At 73.1% G+C, this 23,939-nt stretch carries 22 protein-coding genes; 8 read left to right on the top strand and 14 right to left on the bottom strand.

Features of this window, described 5'->3' with window-relative positions:
• Positions 1–76: 76 nt before the first annotated feature.
• The 5 genes from ACFVNO_RS02130 to ACFVNO_RS02110 all read left to right on the top strand — a co-directional run bounded on the left by ACFVNO_RS02130 (position 77) and on the right by ACFVNO_RS02110 (position 5,250).
• Positions 77–946: a sulfotransferase domain-containing protein gene (locus ACFVNO_RS02130; RefSeq protein WP_378888533.1), complete on the top strand. Its 870-nt coding sequence runs from the start codon at positions 77–79 to the stop codon at positions 944–946.
• Positions 943–2,433 (top strand): lipopolysaccharide biosynthesis protein, encoded by a 1,491-nt coding sequence (locus ACFVNO_RS02125; RefSeq protein ID WP_378889198.1) that lies wholly within the window; start codon positions 943–945, stop codon positions 2,431–2,433. Before ACFVNO_RS02130 ends, ACFVNO_RS02125 begins: the two co-directional genes overlap by 4 nt.
• Before the next feature lie 35 nt (positions 2,434–2,468).
• The gene (locus tag ACFVNO_RS02120) at positions 2,469–2,927 is read left to right on the top strand and encodes a UDP-N-acetylglucosamine--LPS N-acetylglucosamine transferase (protein ID WP_355256250.1); all 459 of its coding nucleotides are present in this window, start codon (positions 2,469–2,471) and stop codon (positions 2,925–2,927) included.
• Complete coding sequence (locus tag ACFVNO_RS02115; protein ID WP_378888530.1) at positions 2,924–4,429, top strand: glycosyltransferase; 1,506 nt, start codon at positions 2,924–2,926, stop codon at positions 4,427–4,429. The genes ACFVNO_RS02120 and ACFVNO_RS02115 overlap by 4 nt, the downstream gene beginning before the upstream one ends.
• 80 nt (positions 4,430–4,509) lie before the next feature.
• On the top strand, positions 4,510–5,250 hold the full coding sequence (locus ACFVNO_RS02110) for a class I SAM-dependent methyltransferase (protein WP_378888526.1): 741 nt from the start codon (positions 4,510–4,512) through the stop codon (positions 5,248–5,250).
• 97 nt (positions 5,251–5,347) lie between these two features.
• Here the strand turns inward: ACFVNO_RS02110 and ACFVNO_RS02105 are convergent, their stop codons facing one another.
• Positions 5,348–5,917 (bottom strand): hypothetical protein, encoded by a 570-nt coding sequence (locus tag ACFVNO_RS02105; protein WP_378888523.1) that lies wholly within the window; start codon positions 5,915–5,917, stop codon positions 5,348–5,350.
• Positions 5,918–6,112: 195 nt separating this feature from the next.
• On the opposite strand from ACFVNO_RS02105, the gene ACFVNO_RS02100 reads away from it, so the two are divergent.
• Positions 6,113–6,748: a TetR/AcrR family transcriptional regulator gene (locus tag ACFVNO_RS02100; protein ID WP_378888520.1), complete on the top strand. Its 636-nt coding sequence runs from the start codon at positions 6,113–6,115 to the stop codon at positions 6,746–6,748.
• 78 nt (positions 6,749–6,826) lie between these two features.
• On the opposite strand, the gene ACFVNO_RS02095 is transcribed toward ACFVNO_RS02100, so the two are convergent.
• The 9 genes from ACFVNO_RS02095 to ACFVNO_RS02055 form a co-directional block, all read right to left on the bottom strand.
• A complete protein-coding gene (locus tag ACFVNO_RS02095; RefSeq protein ID WP_220564872.1) occupies positions 6,827–7,423 on the bottom strand; it encodes a 3'-5' exonuclease in 597 nt (198 codons plus the stop codon).
• 49 nt (positions 7,424–7,472) lie between these two features.
• Positions 7,473–8,561, bottom strand: coding sequence for a glycoside hydrolase family 26 protein (locus ACFVNO_RS02090; RefSeq protein ID WP_378889196.1), 1,089 nt, complete (start codon positions 8,559–8,561; stop codon positions 7,473–7,475).
• 143 nt (positions 8,562–8,704) lie between these two features.
• The gene (locus ACFVNO_RS02085) at positions 8,705–9,592 is read right to left on the bottom strand and encodes a sulfotransferase domain-containing protein (RefSeq protein ID WP_220565535.1); all 888 of its coding nucleotides are present in this window, start codon (positions 9,590–9,592) and stop codon (positions 8,705–8,707) included.
• A 208-nt stretch (positions 9,593–9,800) separates the two neighbouring features.
• Complete coding sequence (locus ACFVNO_RS02080) at positions 9,801–10,961, bottom strand: S8 family peptidase (RefSeq protein WP_220564871.1); 1,161 nt, start codon at positions 10,959–10,961, stop codon at positions 9,801–9,803.
• Between the two features lie 725 nt (positions 10,962–11,686).
• On the bottom strand, positions 11,687–12,955 hold the full coding sequence (cysN, locus tag ACFVNO_RS02075; protein WP_220564870.1) for a sulfate adenylyltransferase subunit CysN: 1,269 nt from the start codon (positions 12,953–12,955) through the stop codon (positions 11,687–11,689).
• 87 nt (positions 12,956–13,042) lie between these two features.
• Positions 13,043–13,975, bottom strand: a complete 933-nt coding sequence (cysD, locus tag ACFVNO_RS02070) for a sulfate adenylyltransferase subunit CysD (RefSeq protein ID WP_355256228.1) — start codon at positions 13,973–13,975, stop codon at positions 13,043–13,045.
• A gap of 61 nt (positions 13,976–14,036) precedes the next feature.
• On the bottom strand, positions 14,037–14,828 hold the full coding sequence (locus ACFVNO_RS02065; protein WP_220564868.1) for a 3'(2'),5'-bisphosphate nucleotidase CysQ: 792 nt from the start codon (positions 14,826–14,828) through the stop codon (positions 14,037–14,039).
• A 3-nt stretch (positions 14,829–14,831) separates the two neighbouring features.
• A complete protein-coding gene (locus tag ACFVNO_RS02060; RefSeq protein WP_355257073.1) occupies positions 14,832–16,271 on the bottom strand; it encodes a sugar transferase in 1,440 nt (479 codons plus the stop codon).
• 295 nt (positions 16,272–16,566) lie between these two features.
• Complete coding sequence (locus tag ACFVNO_RS02055; RefSeq protein WP_355257070.1) at positions 16,567–17,526, bottom strand: DsbA family protein; 960 nt, start codon at positions 17,524–17,526, stop codon at positions 16,567–16,569.
• 80 nt (positions 17,527–17,606) lie between these two features.
• Here ACFVNO_RS02055 and ACFVNO_RS02050 point away from each other — a divergent pair, with 80 nt between their 5' ends.
• Positions 17,607–18,167, top strand: a complete 561-nt coding sequence (locus tag ACFVNO_RS02050; RefSeq protein ID WP_378888514.1) for a TetR/AcrR family transcriptional regulator — start codon at positions 17,607–17,609, stop codon at positions 18,165–18,167.
• 68 nt (positions 18,168–18,235) lie between these two features.
• Here the strand turns inward: ACFVNO_RS02050 and pth are convergent, their stop codons facing one another.
• From pth to glmU, 4 genes are all read right to left on the bottom strand, one after another.
• Positions 18,236–18,811, bottom strand: a complete 576-nt coding sequence (gene pth, locus ACFVNO_RS02045; protein WP_220564866.1) for an aminoacyl-tRNA hydrolase — start codon at positions 18,809–18,811, stop codon at positions 18,236–18,238.
• Positions 18,812–18,918: 107 nt separating this feature from the next.
• On the bottom strand, positions 18,919–19,527 hold the full coding sequence (locus ACFVNO_RS02040) for a 50S ribosomal protein L25/general stress protein Ctc (protein WP_355256222.1): 609 nt from the start codon (positions 19,525–19,527) through the stop codon (positions 18,919–18,921).
• Positions 19,528–19,914: 387 nt separating this feature from the next.
• On the bottom strand, positions 19,915–20,883 hold the full coding sequence (locus ACFVNO_RS02035; protein WP_277615502.1) for a ribose-phosphate diphosphokinase: 969 nt from the start codon (positions 20,881–20,883) through the stop codon (positions 19,915–19,917).
• A gap of 20 nt (positions 20,884–20,903) precedes the next feature.
• Positions 20,904–22,415: a bifunctional UDP-N-acetylglucosamine diphosphorylase/glucosamine-1-phosphate N-acetyltransferase GlmU gene (gene glmU, locus ACFVNO_RS02030; protein WP_378889191.1), complete on the bottom strand. Its 1,512-nt coding sequence runs from the start codon at positions 22,413–22,415 to the stop codon at positions 20,904–20,906.
• 563 nt (positions 22,416–22,978) lie between these two features.
• Here glmU and ACFVNO_RS02025 point away from each other — a divergent pair.
• Complete coding sequence (locus tag ACFVNO_RS02025; protein WP_355256218.1) at positions 22,979–23,926, top strand: acyl-CoA desaturase; 948 nt, start codon at positions 22,979–22,981, stop codon at positions 23,924–23,926.
• The last annotated feature ends 13 nt before the right edge of the window (positions 23,927–23,939 follow it).

Here is a 23,939-nt window from a genome sequence, read left to right as displayed (position 1 = left end):
GGCGGCCGCCGCTCCGGCCGCCCTCCGCCCCGCGCTTGTCCCTACCCGACCGATCCCGGAAACGACGAGGTACGTGATGCCGAAGCGCACCGCGCCCCTGACCAGACGACTGGCCGCTCCGGTCCGGCGGGCGGTCCTACCGCTCGCCGACGCCTGGGGGGCGGTCACCGCGCCCGCCCGGGCCCTGCCCGACTTCCTCGTCTGCGGAGCGCAGCGCAGCGGGACGACGTCGCTGTACAAGTCCCTGTGCCAGAACCCGGCGGCCACCGGCCCCGTGCTGCGCAAGGGGGTGCACTACTTCGACACCGGCTACCACCGCGGGGCGTCCTGGTACCGGGCGCACTTCCCGCTGCGGATGTCCCTGCGGGGGCGGCCGCCGGTGCGGGCGTTCGAGTCCAGCCCCTACTACCTGTTCCACCCGCTGGCGGCCGAGAGGATCGCCCGCGACCTGCCGTGGGTCCGGGTGGTGGTGATCCTGCGCGACCCGGTGGAGCGGGCCTACTCGGCGCACGCGCACGAGACGGCGCGCGGGTACGAGACCGAGCCGTTCGCGCGGGCGGTGGAGCTGGAGGAGTCCCGCCTGGCCGGCGAGGAGGAGAAGCTGGCCGCCGACCCGGCGTACGTCTCCCACTCCCACCAGCACCACGGGTACATCGCCCGCGGCCGCTACGCGGACCAGCTGGAGCGGATGGAGAAGCACCTGGGCCGGGACCGGATGTACGTGGCGGACTACGCCGACCTGTTCGACGGGACCACCCGCGAGCTGCGGCTGATCGAGGACTTCCTGGGGCTGCCGCCGGGTCCGGACCGGGTGCCGGGCCGGCACAACGCGCGCGAGCGGACGGGGATGCCCGCGGGGCTGCGCGCGGAGCTGGCGGCCCGGTTCGCCGAGAGCGACCGGCGGCTGGCCCGGTGGTGGGGGCGGACCCCGTCGTGGTGCGCATGACCGAGCTGGCCGAGCGGAGCGACCCGGGGCTGCGCCGCGTCCTGCGCGGCGGCCTGGTGAACATGGCGGGCGCGGTGGTGGGGGCCGGGCTGAACCTGGCCCTGATCGTGGCGGTCACGCGGGCGTTCACCCAGGAGGCGGCGGGGCTGCTGTTCTCCGCGACGTCGGTGTTCCTCATCGCGGCGGCGGTGGCCAACGTCGGGGCGCCCGACGGACTGGTGTACTTCATCGCCCGGCTCCGGGTGCTGGGCCGCCCGGGGGCGGTGCCGCGGCTGGTGCGGCTGGCGACGGTCCCGGCCGTGCTGGCGGCGTGCGCGGCGGCGGTGCTGATGGCGGCGTTCGCCGGGCCGATGGCGGACGCCCTGGGGACCGACGACGCGGCGGTGTACCTGCGGCTGCTGGCGGTGTTCCTGCCGTTCGCGGTGCTGCTGGACACGGCGCTGGCGGCGACCCGGGCGCACCACACGATGACGGCGACGGCGGTGCTCGACAAGGTGGGCCGGCCGCTGGCGCAGCTGGGCCTGGTGGCGGCCATCGCGCTGTCGGGGTCGGCGGGCGCCCTGGCGCTGGCGTGGGCGGGTCCGTACCTGCCGGCGGCGGTGCTGGCGTGGTTCTGGCTGGGCCGGATCCTGCGGCGGGGGGCGCCGGACGGGTCCGGCGCGGAGGGCGCGCGGGCGCCCGACCCGGTGTCGCCGGCCGAGTTCTGGTCGTTCTCGCTGCCGCGGGCGGTGGCGGGCGTGGCCCAGATGGGGGTGCAGCGCGGGGGCGTGGTGCTGACGGCGCTGCTGGGCGGCCTGACGGGGGCCGCGGTGTTCACCGCGGCCACCCGGGTGATGGTGGTCGGGCAGTTCGGAGCGCAGACGGTGCTGTCCGCCGCGCAGCCGCGGTTCGCCGAGCAGCTGGCCACCGGGGACCACGACGGGGTGCGCGCGCTGTACGCGGCGGGGACCTCGTGGCTGATGTGTCTGACGTGGCCGCTGTATCTGACGGCGCTGGTGTTCGCCCCCGAGGTGATGGGCGTGTTCGGCGAGGGGTACGCGGCGGGGGCGACGGCCCTGGCCGTGGTCTGCGTCGGGCAGTTGGCGGCGTCGCTGCTGGGGATGGGCGACCTCATCCTCACGATGGCGGGCCGCACGGGGGTGAACCTGTTCAACAACCTGCTGGCGCTGGCGGTGAGCGTGGCGGGCTGCCTGCTGCTGGTGCCGGCGGCGGGGGCGACGGGGGGCGCGCTGGCGCTGGTGGCGGCGGTGCTGGTGCGCAAGGGGCTGCCGCTGTGGCAGCTGCGGGGGCACGTGGTGCTGCGGCCGCTGGGGCGGCCCGTGCTGGTGGCGGCGGGAGGGTGCCTGCTGTGGTTCGGGGGGCTGCCCCTGGCGGCGGAGCACCTGTTCGGCGGGGTCGCCGCGCCGGCGGCGGCCGTGGCCGCGGGTGTGCTCGGACACCTGGCGACCGTGTGGGCGTGCCGCGGGCTCCTCGGGCTGCGAAACTGACCGACCAATACTCTCGGTTATGGGATGATGACTCCATGTCTTCGCGACCGGTTCTCCTGGTGGCCTCCAACGGAGGGCACCTCGCCCAGCTGTGCGCGCTCCGCCCCTGGTGGGAGGGGCGTGAGCGGGCCTGGGTGACCTTCCGGACCCCGGACGCCGAGTCCGCGCTGGCGGGTGAACGCGTTCACTGGGCGTATCACCCGACCACCCGCAACGCGGGCAACCTGCTGCGCAACACGGGGCTCGCGTCCCGTGTCCTGCGCGCCGAGCGGCCGACCGTCGTGGTGTCGACAGGGGCGGGGGTGGCCCTGCCGTTCTTCGCCCTGGGGCGGCTGTGCCGCGTCCCGACCGTCTACATCGAGGTCTACGACCGGATCGACACCCCGACGCTCACCGCCCGGCTGTGCCGTCCCTTCACACGGCTGTCCCTCGCCCAGTGGGAGGAGCAGCGCGCCTTCATGCCGACCGCCATCACGGTAGGACCGCTCCTGTGACCGAACAGACCACCCGACCCGCGCCCCGGCCCGACGGCAGCGACCACCCGGACATCGTGGTGAGCGTCGGGACCGACCACCACGCCTTCGACCGGCTCGTGCGCTGGATCGACGACTACGCCCGGACCCACCGGGACCTGCGGATCCTGGTGCAGCACGGGCACAGCGCGCAGCCGCTGGCGGCGTCGGGGACGCCGTTCCTGCCGGGGGACGACCTGGGGGAGCTGATGCGCGCCGCGCGGGTGGTGGTCACCCACGGGGGGCCGGGGACGATCGTGCAGGCGCGCCGGGCGGGGCACCTGCCGGTGGTGGTGCCGCGCGACCCGGAGCTGGGCGAGCACGTGGACGACCACCAGCTGCTGTTCGTGTCCCGGCTGGAGGAGGCCGGACGCGTGCGCGCCTGCTCCAGCCCCCAGCAGCTCTACGCCCTGCTGGACAAGGCGCTGTCCTCCCCGGACGACTTCCGCGTCGGCCCCCAGGACGACGAGGGCGCGGTCCGCTCCGCACTGCGCGCGGGGGCCCTCATCGACCTGGTCGCCCCCGGGGCCCGGACGCCGGACCCGCGGCCACGCCCGGAGTCCGGGGAGGTCACGGACTGGCCCGAGGTCACCGTCGTCGTCCCCACCCGCGACCGGCCCGAGCTCCTGCGCCGCACCCTGCGGGCGATCTCCGAGCAGGACTACCCCGGCACCATCACCACGATCGTGGTCTACGACAACGACCAGCCCGACCCCTCCCTGGCCCGCGCCGAGGGGACCCGGCCGGTCCGGGTGGTGACCAACACCCTGACCCCGGGCCTGGCGGGGGCGCGGAACACCGGCGTCCTCGCGGCGCACACGGACCTGGTGGCCTTCTGCGACGACGACGACACCTGGCTGCCGGGCAAGCTGCGCGCCCAGGTCCGGGTCATGCTCCAGGAGCCGGGGACGGACCTGGTGTGCTGCGGCATCACCGTGGTCTACGACAGGGTCGAGGCGGTGCGGACGCTGGACCGCACCAGTGTCACCTTCGGCGACCTGCTGGGATCGCGGCTGACCGAGCTGCACCCGTCGACGTTCCTCATCCGCCGCCGGGCGATGATCGACGGCTGCGGGACCGTGAGCGAGGAGATCCCCGGCAGCTACGCCGAGGACTACGAGCTGCTGCTGCGCCTGGCCCGCCGCGGGCCCATCCGCAACATCCCCGAGACCGGCGTGCGCGTCCTGTGGCACCGCCGCTCGCACTTCTCCGGCCGCTGGCAGACCATCGCCACCGCGCTGCGCTGGCTGCTGGAGCGCTACCCGGAGTTCCGCCTGGTCCCCCGCGGCCACGCCCGCGTCGCCGGGCAGATCGCCTTCGCCGAGGCCGCCGCCGGACGCCGCCGCGCCGCCCTGCGCTGGATCGGCACGACCCTGCGCGCCCGCCCCGCGGAGGCCCGGGCCCTCCTGGCGTTCCTGGTGGTGCTGGGCGTCCCGCCGGGCTGGATCATGCGCGCCCTGCACCTGCGCGGCAAGGGTCTGTGACCCGCGGCCGCTCCGGGTCCGGCCGGGTCCGGAGCGGCGTCCCCCTCCCGCACGCGCCGGGGGGCTGCGAAGCTGAGCCGATGGAGCACACGCCTGAACCCCGGATCGGGGACGCGTTCGGACGCACGCTGCGGCTCTGCTGGGCCGCCGGAGCGGTGCCGGGCGCGGCCGTCGAGATCATCGAGCGCGAGGACGGCCACATCAGCGCCGGCGACGCGAGCCGCTACTTCACCCCCGCCGAGGAGCTGTCCGCCCTGGACCGCACCGCCCTGGAGGCCGCCCGCGGCCGCGTCCTGGACGTGGGCGCCGGAGCGGGGCGCCACGCCCTGGCCCTCCGGGCGCGGGGCGTGGACGTCACGGGGATCGACCCGTCCCCGGGGGCCGTCGAGGTCGCCCGGCAGCGCGGGGTGAGGGCCGAGACCGGGTCCATCGCCCGTCCGCCCGCCGGGATCGGAGCGTTCGACTCCCTCCTGCTGCTGGGGAACAACCTGGGGCTCCTCCAGGGCGAACAGGCCGCCCCGCGGGTGCTGGAACAGCTGGCCGCCCTGGCCCGGCCCGGAGCCCTGCTGATCGGCACCGGCATGGACCCGGCCACCTCCGATCCCGAGCACACCGCCTACCACGATCACAACCGGGCGCGGGGGCGGCTGCCCGGCCAGATCCGTATGCGGGTCCGGAGCGGCACCCTGGCCACCGGCTGGTTCGACTACCTGCTGGTCGGCCCGGCCGGACTCGAACGGCTCGTCCACCGGTCCCCGTGGCGGCTGGAGTCCGTCCGGGAACAGGGCCGGAACTACTCGGCGGTGCTGCGCCTCCGGTGAGACCGCGCTGTTCCCGTGCCCGGTCCGGCGGCTCCGCGTCCGGTCCGCGCGGCGGCCGCCGGCACCGCACGGCCCCGGCCGGGTCCCGCCGCGCCCGTCATGACGCCTTCCTCCGCAGCAGGACTCCCAGCCGGACGGCGGAGGCCAGGAAGAAGACCCCGCCGACGGCCGCGTAGCCGCCGACCCCGGCGATGTCGCCGGAGCCCCGCAGGCCCTGGGCCAGGAAGGCGGCCCCGGCCAGGACCGAGATCCCGCCGCTGAGGATCTGCGGCACCCGGCCACCGGAACCCGGCCGGCGGACGGCGGCGACGAGCTGGGGGATGCCGGAGCCCACGGCCCACACGCCCCAGACGGCGAGGGCGGCGGCGGTGGAGACCGTCGACGCCCAGCCCAGGGCGACGGCCACGGCGGCGCTGACCGCCACGTTGGTCCACTCCGCCGCCCGGGGCGCACCGGGGTCCCGGTCCCCGGTCCGCAGCTGCCACAGGACCGCGCCCGCGTCGAAGAGCGGGTAGACGACGAGGAGGGCGGTCAGCAGCGGCCCCGCGCTCCCCGAGGCCGGGAACAGGACCGCCGCCCAGGCGACGGCGAAGGCGAAGCGGACGAGGTACAGGCGGCGCAGTGCGGCGTCGAACCGCGACGGCGCGGCCGTGTCGGACACGGTCATGGTGTCTCTCTTTCCTGCAGGGTGCGGAGGTCGGGTGCGGCCGGCGGGCCCGTGCACGCGACGCCGGGAACGGCCTCCGCACATCGGCCCTCCCCGGGCGCCATAAGTAGAGTAACTAGTTCGTCTACATTGGCGACCCTAAACTGTCCGCAGTGCTGGTGCAACCAGTGGGACACCTCGAGACAGGAGCAGGACATGCACGCCGAGGCCGCCGGACCGGTGAAGCGCGCCCGGTCGGGGTCCGCCACGAGAGCGCGCATCCTCGCCGCCGCGAACGAGCTGTTCTACGCGCACGGCATCCGCGCCACGAGTGCCGACCGCATCATCGAGCAGGTGGGCATCACGAAGGTGACCTTCTACCGCCACTTCCGCGCCAAGGGCGACCTCGTGGTCGCCTACCTGGAGGAACAGGCGGCCGCGGAGCGCGCGTGGCTCCGGGACGTGCGCCGCGGGGGCGGCCCGCTGGGATCGCTGCGCGCGCTGGCCGCCGGCATCGGGGACGCGAGCTGCCGCCCCGGGTTCCGCGGGTGCGCGTTCATCAACGCGGCGGCGGAGTTCTCCGACCCGGACGACCCGGTCCGGGCCGCCGTCGACGCGCACCGCGGATGGATGCTCGGGGAGTTCGCCGCCATCGCCGCCGAGGCGGGCGCGGCCGACGTCGACGCCACCGCGAGGCAGCTGATGCTCCTGCGGGACGGGGCGATGGTGAACGGCTACCTCGGCGACCCGGAGGCCGTCGCGGACTCCCTCGGCTCCGCGTTCGCCTCGGTCGTCACGGCCGCGGCGGGCGGGAGCGGGGCCGCGCCCGGGGGGTCCCAGCCGGCCCGGTGACGCGGGCACCGCCGGCCCGCGCCGCGGCGGCGGGCGGGGCACCGCACGGAAGGCTTCTTCGGCCGGGGTGCGGGCCGGTCAGGCCGTGGGCACCGGGTCCCCGGCGTCCGCGGCCTCGGCGCCCGGCCAGACCCCGCGGTCCACCAGGTGCGCGACCAGGGCCGCGATGTTCCACGCGTCGTCCTCGCCCCGGTGGTGGCGCCCCTCCAGCGGCAGCCCGGCGGCGTCCAGCGCCCGCGCCATGCCCGGCGGCCTCTTGCGCATCCCGTAGGCCTCGCCGAAGACCCTCTTGGCGTTGACGTGGCGGCCGCCGAACGGGTAGCCGACCCCGGTCATCGCGCACTGGCGCTCGAACTGCCTGCGGTCGTAGTCGCCCCAGCTCGCCCACGGGCGCTCGGCCGACCGGTGCTCGGCGACCAGCCAACGGCAGGCTTCGGCGAAGTCCACCGCGCCCTCGACCATCTCCGGGGTGATCCCCGTCAGCTCGGTGCAGAACGGGCTCACCTCGGACCGCCCGGGCCGGACCAGCAGCCCGTGCCGGGACACCCGCTCCCCCGTGGCGGCGTCGACGACGCTCAGCCCGATCTCGATGATCTCGTTGGCCGAGCCCGGCGGCGGCGACCCCCTCCAGCAGGTGGCCTCGACGTCCACGATGTTCCACAGCTCCGTACCCATGGAGCGGATTCGACCACGGCGGGACGGAACGTGTCACCGGGTTTTCGGGTCAGTCCCGGTGCGCGTACTCCACCAGCCGCCGCACCCGGTCCGGCATGTTCACGTACGGGTCCCGGCCCGCCATCTCGAACCCCTGCTGCGCGTACCGGTTGACCCCCAGCCGGAAGTCGCACCCCTCCGACACCTTGCTGTCCCAGACCTTCACGGCCCGGATCCGCTCGTACTCGGGCAGCACGCGCGGCACGTCCGCGTACCACTGCAGGGTCTCCCGCGCCCCGATGAACGTCGTCCCCATCTCGCCGATCATCACCGGCTTGGCCGGGTCGATCCCGTGTTCCGGGCCCTCGTTCTGGATCCACTCGTACGCCGGCCGCAGCGCGTCCTCGAACGAGTCCACGTGGTCCCACCCCGGCATGAGGTCGCAGCCGGTCATGTTGTACGCCTCCCAGCTGATCCAGTCGACGTACTCGTTGCCCGGCCACAGCCCCGGCAGCCGTTCGAGGTTGTCCCGCCAGCCGGTCACGTTCCACACCCAGATGGCGTTGTCGGCCCCCTCCTCCTCGTAGAGGTCGACGATGTGCCGCCACGCCCGGGTGAACTCCTGCGGCGTCCCGCGCTTGTTGTAGCGCTTGTTGGCGTCGGCCTCGTGGTCGAAGGTGAGGAAGTAGGGCGCCTCCAGCGCGGCCACCGCGCGCGCCTGGCTGCGCAGCACCCCGTCGAACTCCCCGGCCAGGATGGACCGGTAGGACACGTCGGGGTGCCCGGGCCGCGTGAACCTGCGCGCCTCGATGTTGGTGTGCACGAACCGCCCCTCGGCCACCAGGCGCCGCTCCCGCTCCCCGGGGACCTGGGCCTGGTCGATGCCGCGCCAGGTGTACACGATGTCCATCCGGCGCCCGGCGGCCTCCTCCAGCTGGTCGACGTCGCCCTCGTGGGGGCTGCCGCCCCACCACACCCCGCAGCTGGGTTCGAGGATCTCCGAGACGGTGCAGCGGTACTCGGCCCCGGAGGGCAGTCCCAGCATGGGCGCGGTGAACGAGCGCCGGGGCGCCTCCGCCTGCCCGGTCGGCCCGGTCGGCCCGCCCCCGTCCGCTCCGGTGAGAGTGAGGGTGAGCAGCACGGCCCCCATCGACGCCATCACCCGTACCGGTCCGCTGTCCACAACGCCCGCCTCCCGAAGTCTGCACAGAAAGTGTTCTTATGAACACAATATGTTACGACAGGCGGACGCAACACCCCCAGCAGGCAAAACGGACGGAGATCAGCGGCCCCGACCCGCGATCAGTACCCGTACCGCCGCCGCCCCGGTACCGTCATCGCCGTCACCAGCCTCCGCCGCCACGGCGGCAGGGCCTCACGCCACCCCTGGTCGGAGCGCACCCCCACCGGCCCGGCGGCGAAGCGCATCGGGTTGCCCGACAGGGCGTGCCCCCGCGACAGCGACACCCCGTCCTCCAGGTCCGGGCACTCCCCCCGGTATCCGGCGAACTCGGCGATGCGCGCGAACTCCTCGTTCGGCGCGGCCGTGAAGTCCTCGTAGCGCACCCGCAGCGTGGGGATGCCGCGCCGGGCCAGGGCGTCGAAGCAGGCGTTCTGCGCCATCCACTGCACCGCGGAGCGCCCCGCGGAGTAGCGGGCCATCTCCGGTTCGCTGCTGTCGGGCGAGGCGTCCGGCCGGGGCACCCGCTTGCTCCAGGAGTGCGCCACCGCCCGGGGGTCGCGCACCACGTGCAGCAGCCGCATCCGGGCCCCGTACCGCCAGCGCAGGCAGGCGGCCAGGGAGGCGTGCTTGCTGGCGTCGACGATCACCGACGAGCCGCCGACCAGGGCGATCGCGGTGTAGAGCCGGTGGTACAGCTCGGTGTAGCGGACGCTGCGCTCGGCCAGCGGCCCCTCGTCCGAGCCGTTGAGCAGGACGGGCAGGAAACGGGTCCGGTCCACGCGGTCCTTGAGGCCCAGCACGCGCCGCACGTCCAGCCGCTGCCAGCCGCCGAACGCCTCCCTGCCCACGTCCTCCCAGAACCCGCAGTCGGCGAACGGCAGCCCGCACCCGCAGAGCTCGTTCTCCACCACCCCGCGCCGCCACAGGTGCACCGTCTCGCCGACCGAGCAGAACCCGGGCAGCTCGCCCAGCAGCCGCTCGATCAGGGTCGATCCGGAACGGCCCATGCCGCCGACGAAAACCAACCGGTATGCCTCTTCCACCCGTCCAGGCTATTACTTTCCGTTACCACTCGCTCCCGTTGCGGGATATTCCCCCGTCCGGGCATGCGACGGCCCCGGGCCGGGGGTTCGCGTCCCGGGCCGGGGCCGTCATCATTCGTCCTGGGTCAGGGCCGGGGTGTGGACGGGCGGGGTCTCCACATCCCGGACCGGGTCACAGGCCCTGGACGTTGAGCAGGATGTTCACGGTGCCCGAGGGGACGCCGCTCAGCTTGTCCTGCCCGCCGTTGGCGACCAGCCAGTCCTGGATGGTGGCCTGGTCGGCGTCGCCGTTGGCGCTCTTGTACAGCGCGGCCGCGCCGGCCACGTGCGGGCTGGCCATCGAGGTGCCGGAGAGGGCCTCGACGCCGCCGCCCGGGACGGTCGACTCGATCGCGACGCCCGGGGCGTACAGGTCCACCGGGGAGCCGTGGTTGGAGAAGTAGGCCGCGGCGTCGTTGCGGTCGGAGGCGCCGACCGTGGTGACGCCCTCGGCGCGGGCCGGGGAGACGTTGTTCGCGTCCTGGCCCTCGTTGCCCGCGGCGACCGCCACGAACACACCGGAGTCGGCCAGGGCGTTGACGGCGTCGTCCACGGCCTGGGAGGCGGGGCCGCCCAGGGACAGGTTGGCGACGGAGTTGTCGGGGGCGTTGGCGGCCACCCAGTCGATACCGGCGATGACGTCGTCGTAGCTGCCCGAGCCGCTGTCGCTCAGCACCTTGACGCCGAACAGGTCGGCGGCCGGGGCCACACCGTAGGTCGCGGAGCCGATGGTGCCCGCGACGTGGGTGCCGTGGCCGTTGCCGTCGAACCCGTCGCCGCCGTAGGCGTCGAAGGCGGAGGAGGCCCGGCCCTCGAAGTCGGGGTGGTCCGGGTCGATGCCGGTGTCGATGATGTAGGCGGAGACGCCCGAGCCGTCGGCCGTGGTGGTGTAGGAGTCGTCCAGGGGGAGGTCCTCCTGGTCGATGCGGTCCAGGCCCCAGGTGGCGGTCGTGTGGGCGACGCCGACCTGCTCGACGTAGGCCACGCCGTCCTGGGCCCGCAGCTCCTGCACCTCGGCGGTGGTCAGGGTCGCGGAGTACCCCTGGAAGACCTCCTCGTAGGTGTGGTTGACGTCGTTCGCCGCGATCCCGAGCGCGCTCGGGGTGACCGACGCGGTGCCCATGGTCTCCTCCAGGACCACGAACCACTCGCCCGAGACGGCGTCGGTGCTCGTGTAGAGGGGGGCCAGCTCGTCGGCGCCGGCGGCGACGGCGCCGGACAGGGCCAGGGGGACGGAGAGGGCACCGGCGGCGACGAAGCCGATCACGGCCCTGCGGGGGTGGTGCTTATGCACTCTTTTTCTCCTAGGTGGGGGTATGGGGATGTAAGAGACACAGCGCGTGATAACCGACTGTGATCAGTCGATTGCTCCTTTGCTGCGATGTGCAACCCTAATCACCGACTGTCCTTTACGCCAGGGTTCAGCGGATTTTTTTCGCCGTTCGTCTCGCCGGGAAGCCCGATCCGGCACCGCGCGTCGCACCGCACCCGTCTGCGCCCACTCCGGAGCGCGATGCCGCTTAACGCTCGTGTAGTGGGACTTCGTCCTTTCCCTGAGAGGAAAGGGGACGGCGTACCGATGACACCGGAACACGGTTTTACGTTGAGAAATATGGAGGAAATACGCGAATGATGAAGCCATTGATTCATGAAACCGGCCGGAGCCGGAGGGGCCCGCCCACCCTCCGTGCACCCTCCGTCACCGACCCCGCGCACGACGAAGGGGCCGCCCGATGGGCGGCCCCGTTCGTGCGTCGGTGCCCGGCACCTGCGCCCCGCGCGCCTCCTGCGCCGCCAGGGGTCCATGGGGCGGCACGCGGACTCCGAAAGCGCGCGGCCGCGGCACCGTCACCTGGCCCGGCGTCCCTTGCAGGCGGAGGCCTCCGGCCCCTCCCCCGCGGCGTTCGCCCGCCCACCGCCCTCACAGAACGGCCCACGGCCGCGGGCTTCGCCAGGGTGTCCCCTCCCGGCCGCCGGAGGACCGTGAGGCGGCACAGGGGTGCGTTCGGAGAGCGGGCCCTAGTCGGCCCGGACGACCATGCCGGCGCCGACCGTGGCGTTGGTGGCCTCGTCGATGAGGATGAACCCGCCCGTCTGCCGGTTGCGCGAGTACTCGTCGACGAACAGCGGCTGGGTGGAGCGCAGCCGCACCCGGCCGATCTCGTTGAGCGCCAGGTGGTCGGCCTGCTCGTCGCGGTGCAGCGTGTTGACGTCCAGCCGGTAGCGCAGGTCCTTCACCATGACCTTCGCCGTGCGGGTGGTGTGCTTGACGATGAGCTTGGAGCGCGGCGTCAGCTTGCGCGCGTCCGTCATCCAGCAGACCATCGCCTCGATGTCCTGGGACGCCGTGGGCGTGTTGTTGGGGCGGCAGATCATGTCGCCCCGGGAGATGTCGATCTCGTCCTCCAGCAGGAGGGTGACCGACATCGGCGCGAACGCCTCGGCGACGTCCCCGTCCGCTGTGGTGATCCTGGCGATCCGGCTGGTCAGCCCGGACGGCAGGTGCACCACCTCGTCCCCCGGCTTGAGCACTCCCCCGGCGAGCTGGCCCGCGTAGCCGCGGTAGTCGTGCAGTTCGGGGTCGTCGGACCGGTGCGGCCGGATCACGTACTGCACCGGGAACCGCGCGTCGATGAGGTTGCGGTCCGAGGCGATGTGCACGTTCTCCAGGTGGTGCAGCAGCGAGGGGCCGCTGTACCAGGGCATGTTCTCGGAGCGTTCCACCACGTTGTCGCCGTGCAGGGCGGAGATGGGCACGAAGGTGAGGTCGCGCGCGTCCAGCTTGGCGGCGAAGTCGGTGAACTCCGCCTTGATCTCCTCGAACCGGGCCTGGTCGTAGTCGACCAAGTCCATCTTGTTGACCGCCAGGACCAGGTGCGGGACCTGGAGCAGCGTGGTGAGGAAGGCGTGCCGGCGGCTCTGCTCCTGGAGGCCCTTGCGCGCGTCCACCAGGATGATCGCCAGGTCGGCGGTGGAGGCCCCGGTGACCATGTTGCGGGTGTACTGGATGTGCCCGGGGGTGTCCGCGATGATGAACGTCCGCTTGGGCGTGGCGAAGTACCGGTAGGCCACGTCGATGGTGATGCCCTGTTCGCGCTCGGCCCGCAGGCCGTCGGTGAGCAGCGCCAGGTTGGTGTGCTCCTCGCCGCGCGCGGCGCTGGTCCGCTCCACCGCGTCGAGCTGGTCCTCGAAGATCGACTTGGAGTCGAACAGCAGGCGGCCGATCAGGGTGCTCTTGCCGTCGTCCACGGAGCCCGCCGTGGCGAACCGCAGGATGTCGTTGCTCATGCTCGCTGGTCCTCTGTGGGAAGAAATGCGTCCGAAGGGCGGGCGGGGCGTGCTGCTCCGCGGGCGTCCGTGGGGGCCGGTGGAGGGCTAGAAGTAGCCCTCGCGCTTGCGGTCCTCCATCGCGGCCTCGCTGGCGCGGTCGTCGGCCCGGGTCTGCCCGCGCTCGGTGATCCGGGTCGCGGCGATCTCGGCGATGATGTCGTCGAGCTCCACGGCGGTCGACTTCACCGCGCCGGTGCAGGTCAGATCGCCCACCGTGCGGTAGCGCACGGTCTCGGTGAAGGGGACCTCGGTGTCGTCGCGCGCGATGATCGGGGAGTCGGCGAGCAGGATGCCGTCGCGCTCGAACACGCTGCGCTCGTGCGCGAAGTAGATGGAGGGCAGCTCCAGCCGCTCCCGCCGGATGTAGGCCCACACGTCCAGCTCGGTCCAGTTGGAGATCGGGAAGACGCGGATGTGCTCGCCCCGGTCGATGCGGGTGTTGAACACGCTCCACAGCTCGGGGCGCTGGTTCTTGGGGTCCCACTGGCCGAACTCGTCGCGGAAGGAGAACACGCGCTCCTTGGCGCGGGCCTTCTCCTCGTCGCGGCGGGCGCCGCCGAAGGCCGCGTCGAACCCGTGCTCCTCGATGGCCTCCAGCAGGGCGGCGGTCTGGAGGCGGTTGCGGCTGGCCCAGCGGCCGGTGGGCTCGGCGACCTTGCCCGCGTCGATCTGCTCCTGGACGGAGGCGACGACCAGGCGCACCCCGGCCTGCTCGACCCGGCGGTCCCGGAACTCGATGACCTCAGGGAAGTTGTGGCCGGTGTCGACGTGCATGACCGGGAACGGGACGGCGCCCGGCCAGAAGGCCTTCTCCGCGAGGCGGAGCATGACGATCGAGTCCTTGCCGCCGGAGAAGAGCAGCACCGGCCGCTCGAACTCCGCGGCCACCTCGCGCATGATGAAGATCGCCTCGGCCTCGAGGACGTCCAGCTGGGAGAGCTGGTAGCGCCCGGGCGCCTGCTGACTCGCCTGACCCATGAATCCGCCTTAGAGATACCGCTGGGGGCACCGGTTCGGACGACGGCGGAGGGCCTCTCGGCTAGCCCCCCGCGTGCGGACCGGCGCTGTCCAGGTCCGCGCCGTCGCGGATGCTAGCCAACAACATACCCGACAATTCCGATCGACATACAAGGACATCGGGGAGTAGCGGGTCGGCTACGTTGTAGCGCAGGGGCGAACCGTCGATCCGGGAGGCGTGCAGGCCGGCCGCCTGGGCGACCGCCACCGGGGCGGCCGTGTCCCACTCGTACTGGCCGCCGGCGTGGACGTAGATGTCGGCCATGCCCAGCAGTACCGAGCAGATCTTGGCGCCCGCCGACCCCATCGGGACCAGCTCGGCGCCCAGCTGGGTGGCCATCCGCTGCGCGAACGCGGGCGGGCGCGAGCGGCTGACCGTGATCCGCAGCCGCTGCCCCGACGGGCGCTCCTCGGGCAGCCAGGGCGGGTCCACCGTCGACAGGGTGCTGCCCTGCGCGGGCAGCGCGACCGCCCCGGCGACCAGCTCGCCGTTCTCCCACAGGGCCACGTGCACCGCCCAGTCGACCCGGCCCGCCTCGGCGAACTCGCGGGTGCCGTCCAGCGGGTCGATGATCCACACCCGGCGGGCGCGCAGCCGGGCCGGGTCGTCCACGCCCTCCTCGGAGAGCACCGCGTCGCTGGGGCGCAGCCGCCCCAGGGCGGAGAACAGGAACTCGTGCGAGGTCCGGTCGCCCAGGGTCCGCAGGACGTCGGGCTCGTCGAAGCCGTGCCGGGCGCGCAGGCGCAGCAGCAGCTGCCCCGCCTCGCTCGCCAGGTCGCGGGCCACCTCATGATCGTTTCGGATGTTCTTCACCGCTCAGTACGCCCCCGCCCCACGGATCACCGCTGACCACGTCTTCCACAGGATCTGGATGTCCAACGTCAGCGACCAGTTTTCCACGTAGCGCAGATCCAGGCGGACCGATTCCTCCCATGAGAGGTCGGACCGGCCGCTGACCTGCCACAGCCCCGTCAGCCCCGGTTTGACCACCAGCCTGCGGCGGACGTCGTGCCCGTAGCGGGCGACCTCCTCCGGAAGCGGCGGCCGGGGGCCGACCAGGGACATCTCGCCCCGGACCACGTTGACGAGCTGGGGGAGCTCGTCGAGCGAGTACCGGCGCAGCCAGGCCCCGACCGGGGTCACCCTGGGGTCCCGTCGCATCTTGAACAGCACACCGTCGTGCTCGTTGCGGGACCGCAGCGCCGCCTTCAGCGATTCGGCCCCGACCACCATGGTACGGAACTTGTACACGGGGAACTCGGAGCCACCCCGGCCTACGCGCGTCTGGGTGAAGAAGACCGGGCCGCCGTCCTCCCACCGGATGAGCACGGCGAGCACCAGGAACAGGGGGGACAGCAGGGCCAGGGCCAGCGCCGCGGCGCCGCGGTCGAAGGCGCTCTTGAGGATCCGGCGGACCCCGGCGAGCTCGGGGTGCTCCACGTGCAGCAGGGGGAGCCCGGCGACGGGGCGGATGGTGGTGCGCGGGCCGGCGACCTCCATGAGGGCGGAGGCGACCAGGAGTTCGGTGCCGGACTTCTCCAGGCGCCAGGCCAGGCGGCGCAGCTCGACGCCGTCCATCTCGGGACAGGCCAGGACCGCGACGGTGTCGGCGCCGACCAGGGCGGCGGCGTCGGCGGCCCCGGCGAAGGAGCCCAGGACCGGACAGCCCTCGACCTGGGCGGCCCCCGCCGCCGCCTCGTGTTCGGGCAGGCAGACGCCGACCACGCGCATGCCGTGGTAGACCTCGCCGCGGAAGCGCCGGATGAGGTCGCCCGCGGCCGACCGGTGGCCGACCACGACGACGCCGTTCATGCAGTCCCCGGACCGGCGGCGGCGGTGCAGCGCCTTGCGCCTGGCGTAGCGCAGGGCGAGCGTGGCCAGCAGCACCAGCGGCAGGGTGACCAGGACGTAGCCGCGGGCGAGGTCGAACTTGACCGCGTAGGCGACGATGGCGGTCCCGGCGGCCAGGGCCAGCCCGGCCACGGCGACCCGCCGGTACTCCTCGGTGCCCACCCCGATGAAGCGGCGGGCGTAGCCGCCGGCCAGGCAGACGAACAGGCACCACAGCGGCGGCAGGGCCAGGGAGAGCCACAGGTAGGGGACGGTGGTGGCGGCGGTGAGCGCCCCGTGGAAGCGGGCGGTCGTCCCGATCAGGCCCGCACCCAGGGCGGCGACCAGGTCGAGCACCAGCAGTCCGGACACGTAGGCGCGCGTCCACGGCCGGGGCGGCAGGGGCAGGGAGCCGACCTCCGGCATGACGGACGCCGGTACCGCCACCGTCCGCCGGTGGACGTCCTTCACCCCACTACTTGCGACCATGTATCCCCCAAGACCGGCACCGGTCCGAAAGTCATCACTGCACGTCATCGGCCGAGCGGCGGAACGCCACCCTGACAGTAACTAAAAGTAGTGGAAAAGTCGCTCTGCGTGCCCTCCTGTCGGCGAAGAAAGGCCGGTCGGCTCGGGAATGTGTCCCTCCCGATACCGACCGGCCCCAGGCGGTTCCGCAATGCGGACACCGGCCGCCCGCACGACGACTTGACCGAAACCCTCAGCCCAGGGCCTCCGCCAACCGCTGCTGCACGGCCGCCGCCTCCGGCTCCCCGCCCCGCCGCAGCGCACTGGCCAGCATCAGCCGGGCGTGGGAGTCGTCGGGCCTCTCGGCCACCAGCGCCTCCAGGTCCCGGCGGGCCCTTCCCACCTGGGCGGAACGCAGCCGCGCGCGGGCGGCGGCCAGCCGTACGCCCCGGTCGTCCCCGTACTCCGCCAGCAGCGGCTCCAACAGGGTGAGCGCGCCCAGCGGGTCCTTCTCCACCAGCGCCTCGGCCAGGCGCAGCCGCTCCACCTCCGCCGGCAGGCTCCGGTCCGGACGCTCCCCGGCCCGGTCCAGGAACACTCCGATCTCCTCCGGGTGGCGGGCCCCCTCCAGGGCCAGGTCGCCCACCAGCAGGGTGGGAGAGGTGCGCACGCCCCGGGCCCGGCCGCGCAGCAGCAGCTCGCGCACTTCCCGGTCGCCCTCCCCCGCCCGCAGCAGGCGGCCCCCGTCCGCGAAGCCCGCCCGGTCGGCGGCCCGCTCCAGGACCTCGGCGGAACCGATGTCGCCGGCCTCCACGAAGTGGATCCGCATGACCTCCTCGGCCACCGCGCCCTGGAGGGCGGGGCCGCCCTCGCGCTCGGCCAGGTACAGCAGCCGGTGGGCGCCGTGGGAGCTCACGTGCCAGGCGGCGCCCCAGCGGGGGAAGCCCTCGGCGGCGGCCACCTCGGCCACCCGGGCCCGGTTCTGCTCCGGGCTCAGGTGCGGGGCGCACGCCCGGAGGGCCGTGTCCACGAAGGGGTCGCGCAGCAGCCCGTCCAGCGGCCGGGCCCGCTCGGGGGCGGTGGGGTCGATGCGGTAGGGCCGCCACACCACCTCCACGGACCCCCCGCCGCGCGCGGCCAGGGCCCGCTCCACCCTCCGCTTGCCGATGTACGCCCAGGGGCAGACCACGTCCGCCCAGATCTCCAGTCGCATGCTCATACGGAGAGACTAAACAACAGCTGTTGATTAAACAACACATATTGCTTAAACGACGTGTGTCTTACCCTGGTGGCGTGAACCCCGACGACCCGCGCGCCCGCCGCACCCGCGCCGGACTGCGCGCCGCCCTGCTGACCCTGCTCGCCGACACCGCGCCCGAGCGCGTCACCGTGTCCGCGGTGGCCCGCGAGGCGGGGATCAACCGCGCCACGGTGTACCAGCACTACCCCGACATCGACGCGCTGGTGGCCGACGCCATGGAGGACGCGCTCGCGCACGTGGCGCGCTGCGCCGCCCTGTGTCCGCTGGAGGCCCCGGAGGAGGGGGCCCCGGCCCCCCTCGTGGACCTGTTCGCCCACGTCGCCGAGCACGCCGCGCTCTACCGGACGCTGCTGGCCGGGGACTTCGCCCACCGGCTGCGCGCGGGTGTGGCCGGGGAGCTGCGGGAGCGGTTCGCGGCGGGCGCCCGGCCGCCGGGCACCGGCGGGGTCCCGGACCGGGCGCTGGCCGCCCACCTGTCCGGCGGCCTGGTCGCCCTGATCGCCGACCGGGTCGCGGCGGACGCACCGGCGGCCTCCGCCGAGGAGGCCGCCGGCGTCGCCTGGCGCCTGCTGGCCCCGGTCCGCTACCGCTGAGGAAAGGCCCGGGGACGGCGGAGGGCCGTGCGGTGTCCCGCACGGCCCTCCGGTGGTCCCGCCGCCGGTCAGACGGCGGTGTGGTAGATGTTCTGGGCGCGTTCGAGGCCGTCGGTGAGGACCGTGCGGACCGCGTCGGCGGCGCGCTCGATGTTGAGGTCGAGCTCCCCGCGCTCGGTCGAGGAGAAGTCGCGCAGCACGTAGTCCGCCGGGTCCATCCGTCCGGGCGGGCGGCCCACGCCGAACCGGACCCGCAGGTAGTCCGGGCCGCCCAGGGAGGAGGTGAGGGACTTGAGCCCGTTGTGGCCGCCCGAGCCGCCGCCCTTCTTCAGCTTCAGGGCGCCGAAGTCGATGTCCATCTCGTCGTGCACGACGACGATCCGCTCCATCGGCACCTTGTAGAACCGGGCCAGCCCCGACACCGGGCCGCCCGACAGGTTCATGTAGGTGCGCGGCTTGGCCAGCACCACCGCGGTGCCCTCCAGGCGGGTCTCCACCGCCTCGGCGTGCGCCCGGTGCGCCTTCCAGCGCTCGCCCCCCGCCAGGGCGTCCACCACCATGAAGCCCGCGTTGTGCCGGTTCCCGGCGTACTTGGGCCCCGGGTTGCCCAGCCCGACGACCAGCCAGCGCTCGGTCTCCGCCATGTCCTTGTTCCTCCAGCGTCCCCACACGGGAACGAGCCTACAGACGAAAGACCGAGCGCGCGGCTCCGGTGGGAGCCGCGCGCTCGGTCGGTGTACGGTGCCGGCGACTACTCGGCGGCGGCCTCGGTGGCCTCGCCCTCGGCGGCCTCACCCTCGGCCGGGGTCTCGCCCTCCTCCTCCACGCGCGGCGCGGAGACGTTGAGGACGATCGACTCGGGGTCGGTCACCAGGGTGGTGCCGGCCGGCAGCTTCAGCTCCGCGGCGGTCACGGTGCTGCCGACGTCCAGGCCGTCGATGTCGAACTCGACGCCCTCGGGGATGTGGGTGGCCTCGGCCTCGACGGTCACGGTGACGAGCTCCTGGGTGAGCACGCCGGCGCCCTTGATCTCACCGACCAGGGTCACCGGGATCTCGACCTCGACCTTCTCGCCCTTGGAGACGACGAGCAGGTCGACGTGCTCCAGGAAGCCCTTGATGGCGTCGCGCTGGACGCTCTTGGGCAGGGCGAGGTTGTCCTTGTCCAGGCCCTCGAGGCGCAGCAGGACGTTCGGGGTCTTCAGGGCGAGCATGAGCTCGTGGCCCGGCAGGTTCAGGTGGCGGGGCTCGGTGCCGTGGCCGTAGAGGACGGCCGGCACCTTACCCGCGCGGCGGGCGCGACGGGAGGCGCCCTTGCCGAATTCCGTGCGGGGCTCGGCAGCGATACGTACCTCGGACACGACAAAACTCCTCGGGTTCAACCCCGCAGTACGGGGAACACGACTCCAGTAGTACGAACGATTCCCGCTCTCGGCGGGGAAGCGGCGGGGTCTCCCCGGTAGGGGACGCGACCGCCCTGGTTCCAGGCGTGCCCGGCGAGTCGCCACCGGACCCGTCCGGCCCGGGAACGCTCGTCGCGCACCCCTGCCCTCGCGTCCGCACGAAGCCGAACGAGGCTCCGCTCGGGCACGGGGACACTCGGCCAAGTCTACTGGTTCCGGGGACGACTCCGTACACGCCCCACCGACGCCCCGCCGCCCGCGGTGCAACCACCGGGGACGGCGTGTCGGCGGGGGAACGGACGCGCGGGCGGCGGATACGTCCGGATCCGCCGCCCGCGCCGGGTCCTACTCGAACAGGCTCGTGACCGACCCGTCGGTGAAGACCTCGCTGATCGCGCGCGCCACCAGCGGCGCGATCGACAGCTGGGTGAGCTTCTCGAAGGAGCGCGACTCGGGCACCGGCAGCGAGTTGGTGATGACCACCTCGGAGATGCGGGAGTTCTGCAGTCGCTCCGCGGCCGGGCCGGACAGCACACCGTGCGTGGCCGCCACGAGGACCTGCTTGGCGCCCTGCTCGAACAGCGCGTCGGCGGCCTTGACGATGGTGCCGCCGGTGTCGATCATGTCGTCCACCAGGACGCACACGCGGTCCTTGACCGTGCCGACGACCTCGTGGACGCGGACCTGGTTGGCCACGTCCGGGTCGCGGCGCTTGTGGATGATGGCCAGCGGGGCGCCCAGCCGGTCGGCCCAGCGGTCGGCGGTGCGCACGCGGCCCGCGTCGGGGGAGACCACGGTGATCTCGGCGACGTCGACCCGGTTCGCGATGTGGTCGGCCAGGATCGGCAGCGCGAACAGGTGGTCGACCGGGCCGTCGAAGAAGCCCTGGATCTGGTCCGTGTGCAGGTCGACGGCCATCATGCGGTCGGCGCCGGCGGTACGGAACAGGTCGGTCATCAGGCGGGCCGAGATGGGCTCGCGACCGCGGTGCTTCTTGTCCTGGCGCGCGTACCCGAAGAACGGGGTGACCACGGTGATGCGCTTGGCGGAGGCGCGCTTGAGCGCGTCCACCATGATCAGCTGCTCCATGATCGACTCGTTGATCGGGTCGGCGTGCGCCTGGATCACGAAGGCGTCCGAGCCGCGGACCGACTCCAGGTAGCGGACGAAGATCTCACCGTTGGCGAAGGTGTCGAACCGGGTGGGGACCACCTCGATCCCCAGTTCCTTGGCGACCTCTTCGGCCAGGCTCGGGTGCGTGCGCCCCGAGAACAGCATGAGATTCTTCTGGCCGGTGGCCTTCATCCCGGTCACGTGTTTCTCCCCCACAGTCACTACTGATCGTCGGCTCTGTGCCGCTCTGCGTCCTCGGTGCGCCCTGCGCTCCCGACGCCCTCCCCGTCCTGGGCCGACCGCGCCCGCAGGGCGGCGTCGGCCGAGGCGGTCCCCGGGCGCTTGCGCTCGGTCCACCCCTCCACGTTGCGCTGCCGGTGCCCGTCGGACACGGCCAGCGCACCGGGCGGAACGTCGTCCCGGACCACGGTCCCGGCCCCGGAGTAGGCACCGTCGCCCACGGTGACCGGGGCGACGATGGTGTTGTCGCTGCCGATGCGCACGTGGTCGCCGATGGTGCTCCGGGACTTGTTGACCCCGTCGTAGTTGACGAACACCGACGAGCAGCCGATGTTGCTGCCGACGCCGATGTCGGCGTCGCCGACGTAGGTCAGGTGCGGGACCTTGGAGCCGCTGCCGATGTTCGCGTTCTTGACCTCCACGAACGCACCGGCCTTGGCCCGGTCGGCCAGGCGGGTGCCCGGCCGGAGGTAGGTGTAGGGGCCGACGTCGGCCCCGGGGCCGATCTCGGCGCGGTCCGCGGTGGTCCGGCGGACCTTGGCGCCGTCGCCCACGACGGTGTCGAGCAGGTCGCTGTCGGGACCGATGACCGCGTCCTCGCCGACCTCGGTGGCGCCGCGCAGGCGGGTGCCGGGCTCGACGAGGGTGTCGCGGCCGATGCGCACGTCGACGTCGACCCAGGTCGTGGCGGGGTCCACGACCGTGACCCCGGCGAGCATGTGCTCGCGCAGCAGGCGGTCGTTGAGCAGGCGCCGGGCCTCGGCGAGCTGGACGCGGTTGTTGACGCCCTGGACCTCGTCGGCGTCGTCGATGACCCAGGCGCCGACCCGGTGGCCGTCGCCGCGCAGCAGCGCGACGGCGTCGGGGAGGTACTCCTCGCCCTTGGCGTTGTCGCTGCCGATGCGCTGCACGACCCGGGCCAGCAGGGCGCCGTCGAAGGCGTACATGCCGGAGTTGATCTCGTCGACGGCCAGTTCCGCAGGGGTGGCGTCGGCCTGCTCGACGATGGAGGTGAACTCCCCGTCGGCGTCGCGGACGATGCGCCCGTAACCGTGGGGGTCGGGGACGCGGGCCGACAGGACGGTGACGGCGTTGCCCTCCTTCTCGTGAAAGGAGACCAGGCCGGCCAGCGTGCCGCCGCGCAGCAGCGGGGTGTCCCCGCAGGTGAGGACGACGGTGCCGGTGGGCTCGACGCCCTGGCGGGCCAGGTCCTCCAGGGCCATGCGCACCGCGTGCCCGGTGCCCTTCTGCTCCTCCTGGACGGCGGTGACGGCCTCGGGGGCGATCTGCGCCAGGTGCTCGGCGATGCGCTCGCGGGCGTGTCCGAGGACGACGGCCGTGTGCAGCGGATCGAGCTCGCGGGCCGCGGCCAGCACGTGGCCGACCATGCTGCGGCCGCCGATCTCGTGGAGCACCTTGGGGAGTTGGGACTTCATCCGGGTGCCCTCGCCCGCGGCGAGGACGATGACGGCAGCCGGGCGGTTCACGCTCACTGGAGGAGACCCCTCGTGATAGCTGGCTAGGAAGAAGACGATCTCGCGGTCGGCGTTCGGCGGGGCGTCCCTCATGCCGCGCACGGCGATGACCCGTCGTGCGGCCGACATGGGAAGGATACATCCGTGTCACAGGCCCCCGGCGGCGGAGACGGCCCCGGCGGGGTGGGCCCGGTCGCACCCGTCGCCCGTTCACGGGCTCTGGCGCGGAAGGGGCGGGGAGGGGTGTGATGTGCGCCGCTCCGGTACGGACGGCACCCGGCGGGCGCGGCGGCGCGGCGGTGCGTCTGCTCCCGGACCAGGGCTCGAACCTGGACGATGGGGACCAAAACCCCACATGCTGCCGATTACATCATCCGGGAACACGCCGGGCGCGGGCCTCCGCGCCGACATGACGGTCACCAAGATAGCGCCTTCGCGATGACCCTTGCCAAACCTACGGGTTCGTAGGTTACGGTTACGTAGGTATAGGTTGGGCCGTCGCGACGGACGCCCGCGCGCTCCCGGCACGCCCTGACCTCACAGACGAACAAACGACGTTTCCGATCACGAGGCAGGGACCCATGACAGCCGCACCCGAGACGCCCGCCAAGCGCACACCGATCCCCGAGTACGAGCCCGAGCCGCGCGGGCGCGCCGAGCGGTACACGGTGTTCGCCTTCGTGTTCATCCCGCTCATCGCGCTGCTCGCCGCCGTACCGTTCTTCTGGGGCTGGGGCCTGAGCCTGGTCGACATCGCCATCGCCTCGGTCTTCTACCTGATCAGCGGGCTGGGCATCACGGTCGGCTTCCACCGCCACTTCACCCACGGCTCGTTCCGCGCCAACCGCCCGCTCAAGATCGCGCTCGCGATCGCCGGTTCGATGGCCATCGAGGGCAGCGTCATCAAGTGGGTGGCCGACCACCGCCGCCACCACAAGTACGCGGACGCCGAGGGCGACCCGCACTCGCCGTGGCGGTTCGGCGACGACTGGAAGTCGGTCGCCAAGGGGCTCTACTACGCGCACATGGCGTGGATGTACCTGGACGAGAAGAAGACCTCGCCCCGCCGGTTCGCCCCGGACCTGCTCAAGGACAAGGACACCGTCCTGATCGACAAGCTGTTCGTGCCGATCGTGGTGTTCTCCCTGGGCGCCCCGGCGCTCATCGGCGGCCTGGTCACCATGTCCTGGTGGGGAGCGGTCACTGCGTTCTTCTGGGCGAGCCTGGTCCGGGTGGCTCTGCTGCACCACGTGACCTGGTCGATCAACTCCATCTGCCACACCATCGGCGAGGAGAACTTCGAGGTGCGCGACCGCTCCCGCAACGTGTGGTGGCTGGCCATCCCGTCGTTCGGCGAGTCCTGGCACAACCTGCACCACGCCGACCCGACCTGCGCCCGGCACGGCGTGCTCAAGGGCCAGATCGACATCTCGGCGCGCGTCATCTGGTTCTTCGAGAAGTTCGGCTGGGCGACCAAGGTCCGCTGGCCCGACAACGAGCGACTCGCCGCCAAGCGGGTCAGCGTCTAGGATTCTTGACCAT

It is taken from the genome of Nocardiopsis sp. NPDC057823, assembly GCF_042797335.1.
GTDB classification, from domain to species: domain Bacteria; phylum Actinomycetota; class Actinomycetes; order Streptosporangiales; family Streptosporangiaceae; genus Nocardiopsis; species Nocardiopsis changdeensis.
The sequence above is the reverse complement of the archived record's forward strand: the minus strand, read 5'-3'. Positions and strand labels throughout refer to the sequence as shown.

Coding starts and splice junctions, on each gene's coding strand:
- ACFVNO_RS02130 (WP_378888533.1), top strand. CDS start 77: ATGCCGAAGCGCACCGCGCCCCTGACCAGACGACTGGCCGCTCCGGTC.
- ACFVNO_RS02125 (WP_378889198.1), top strand. CDS start 943: ATGACCGAGCTGGCCGAGCGGAGCGACCCGGGGCTGCGCCGCGTCCTG.
- ACFVNO_RS02120 (WP_355256250.1), top strand. CDS start 2,469: ATGTCTTCGCGACCGGTTCTCCTGGTGGCCTCCAACGGAGGGCACCTC.
- ACFVNO_RS02110 (WP_378888526.1), top strand. CDS start 4,510: ATGGAGCACACGCCTGAACCCCGGATCGGGGACGCGTTCGGACGCACG.
- ACFVNO_RS02105 (WP_378888523.1), bottom strand. CDS start 5,917: ATGACCGTGTCCGACACGGCCGCGCCGTCGCGGTTCGACGCCGCACTG.
- ACFVNO_RS02100 (WP_378888520.1), top strand. CDS start 6,113: ATGCACGCCGAGGCCGCCGGACCGGTGAAGCGCGCCCGGTCGGGGTCC.
- ACFVNO_RS02095 (WP_220564872.1), bottom strand. CDS start 7,423: ATGGGTACGGAGCTGTGGAACATCGTGGACGTCGAGGCCACCTGCTGG.
- ACFVNO_RS02090 (WP_378889196.1), bottom strand. CDS start 8,561: ATGGCGTCGATGGGGGCCGTGCTGCTCACCCTCACTCTCACCGGAGCG.
- ACFVNO_RS02085 (WP_220565535.1), bottom strand. CDS start 9,592: ATGGGCCGTTCCGGATCGACCCTGATCGAGCGGCTGCTGGGCGAGCTG.
- cysN (WP_220564870.1), bottom strand. CDS start 12,955: ATGAGCAACGACATCCTGCGGTTCGCCACGGCGGGCTCCGTGGACGAC.
- cysD (WP_355256228.1), bottom strand. CDS start 13,975: ATGGGTCAGGCGAGTCAGCAGGCGCCCGGGCGCTACCAGCTCTCCCAG.
- ACFVNO_RS02060 (WP_355257073.1), bottom strand. CDS start 16,271: ATGCCGGAGGTCGGCTCCCTGCCCCTGCCGCCCCGGCCGTGGACGCGC.
- ACFVNO_RS02055 (WP_355257070.1), bottom strand. CDS start 17,526: ATGCGACTGGAGATCTGGGCGGACGTGGTCTGCCCCTGGGCGTACATC.
- pth (WP_220564866.1), bottom strand. CDS start 18,811: ATGGCGGAGACCGAGCGCTGGCTGGTCGTCGGGCTGGGCAACCCGGGG.
- ACFVNO_RS02025 (WP_355256218.1), top strand. CDS start 22,979: ATGACAGCCGCACCCGAGACGCCCGCCAAGCGCACACCGATCCCCGAG.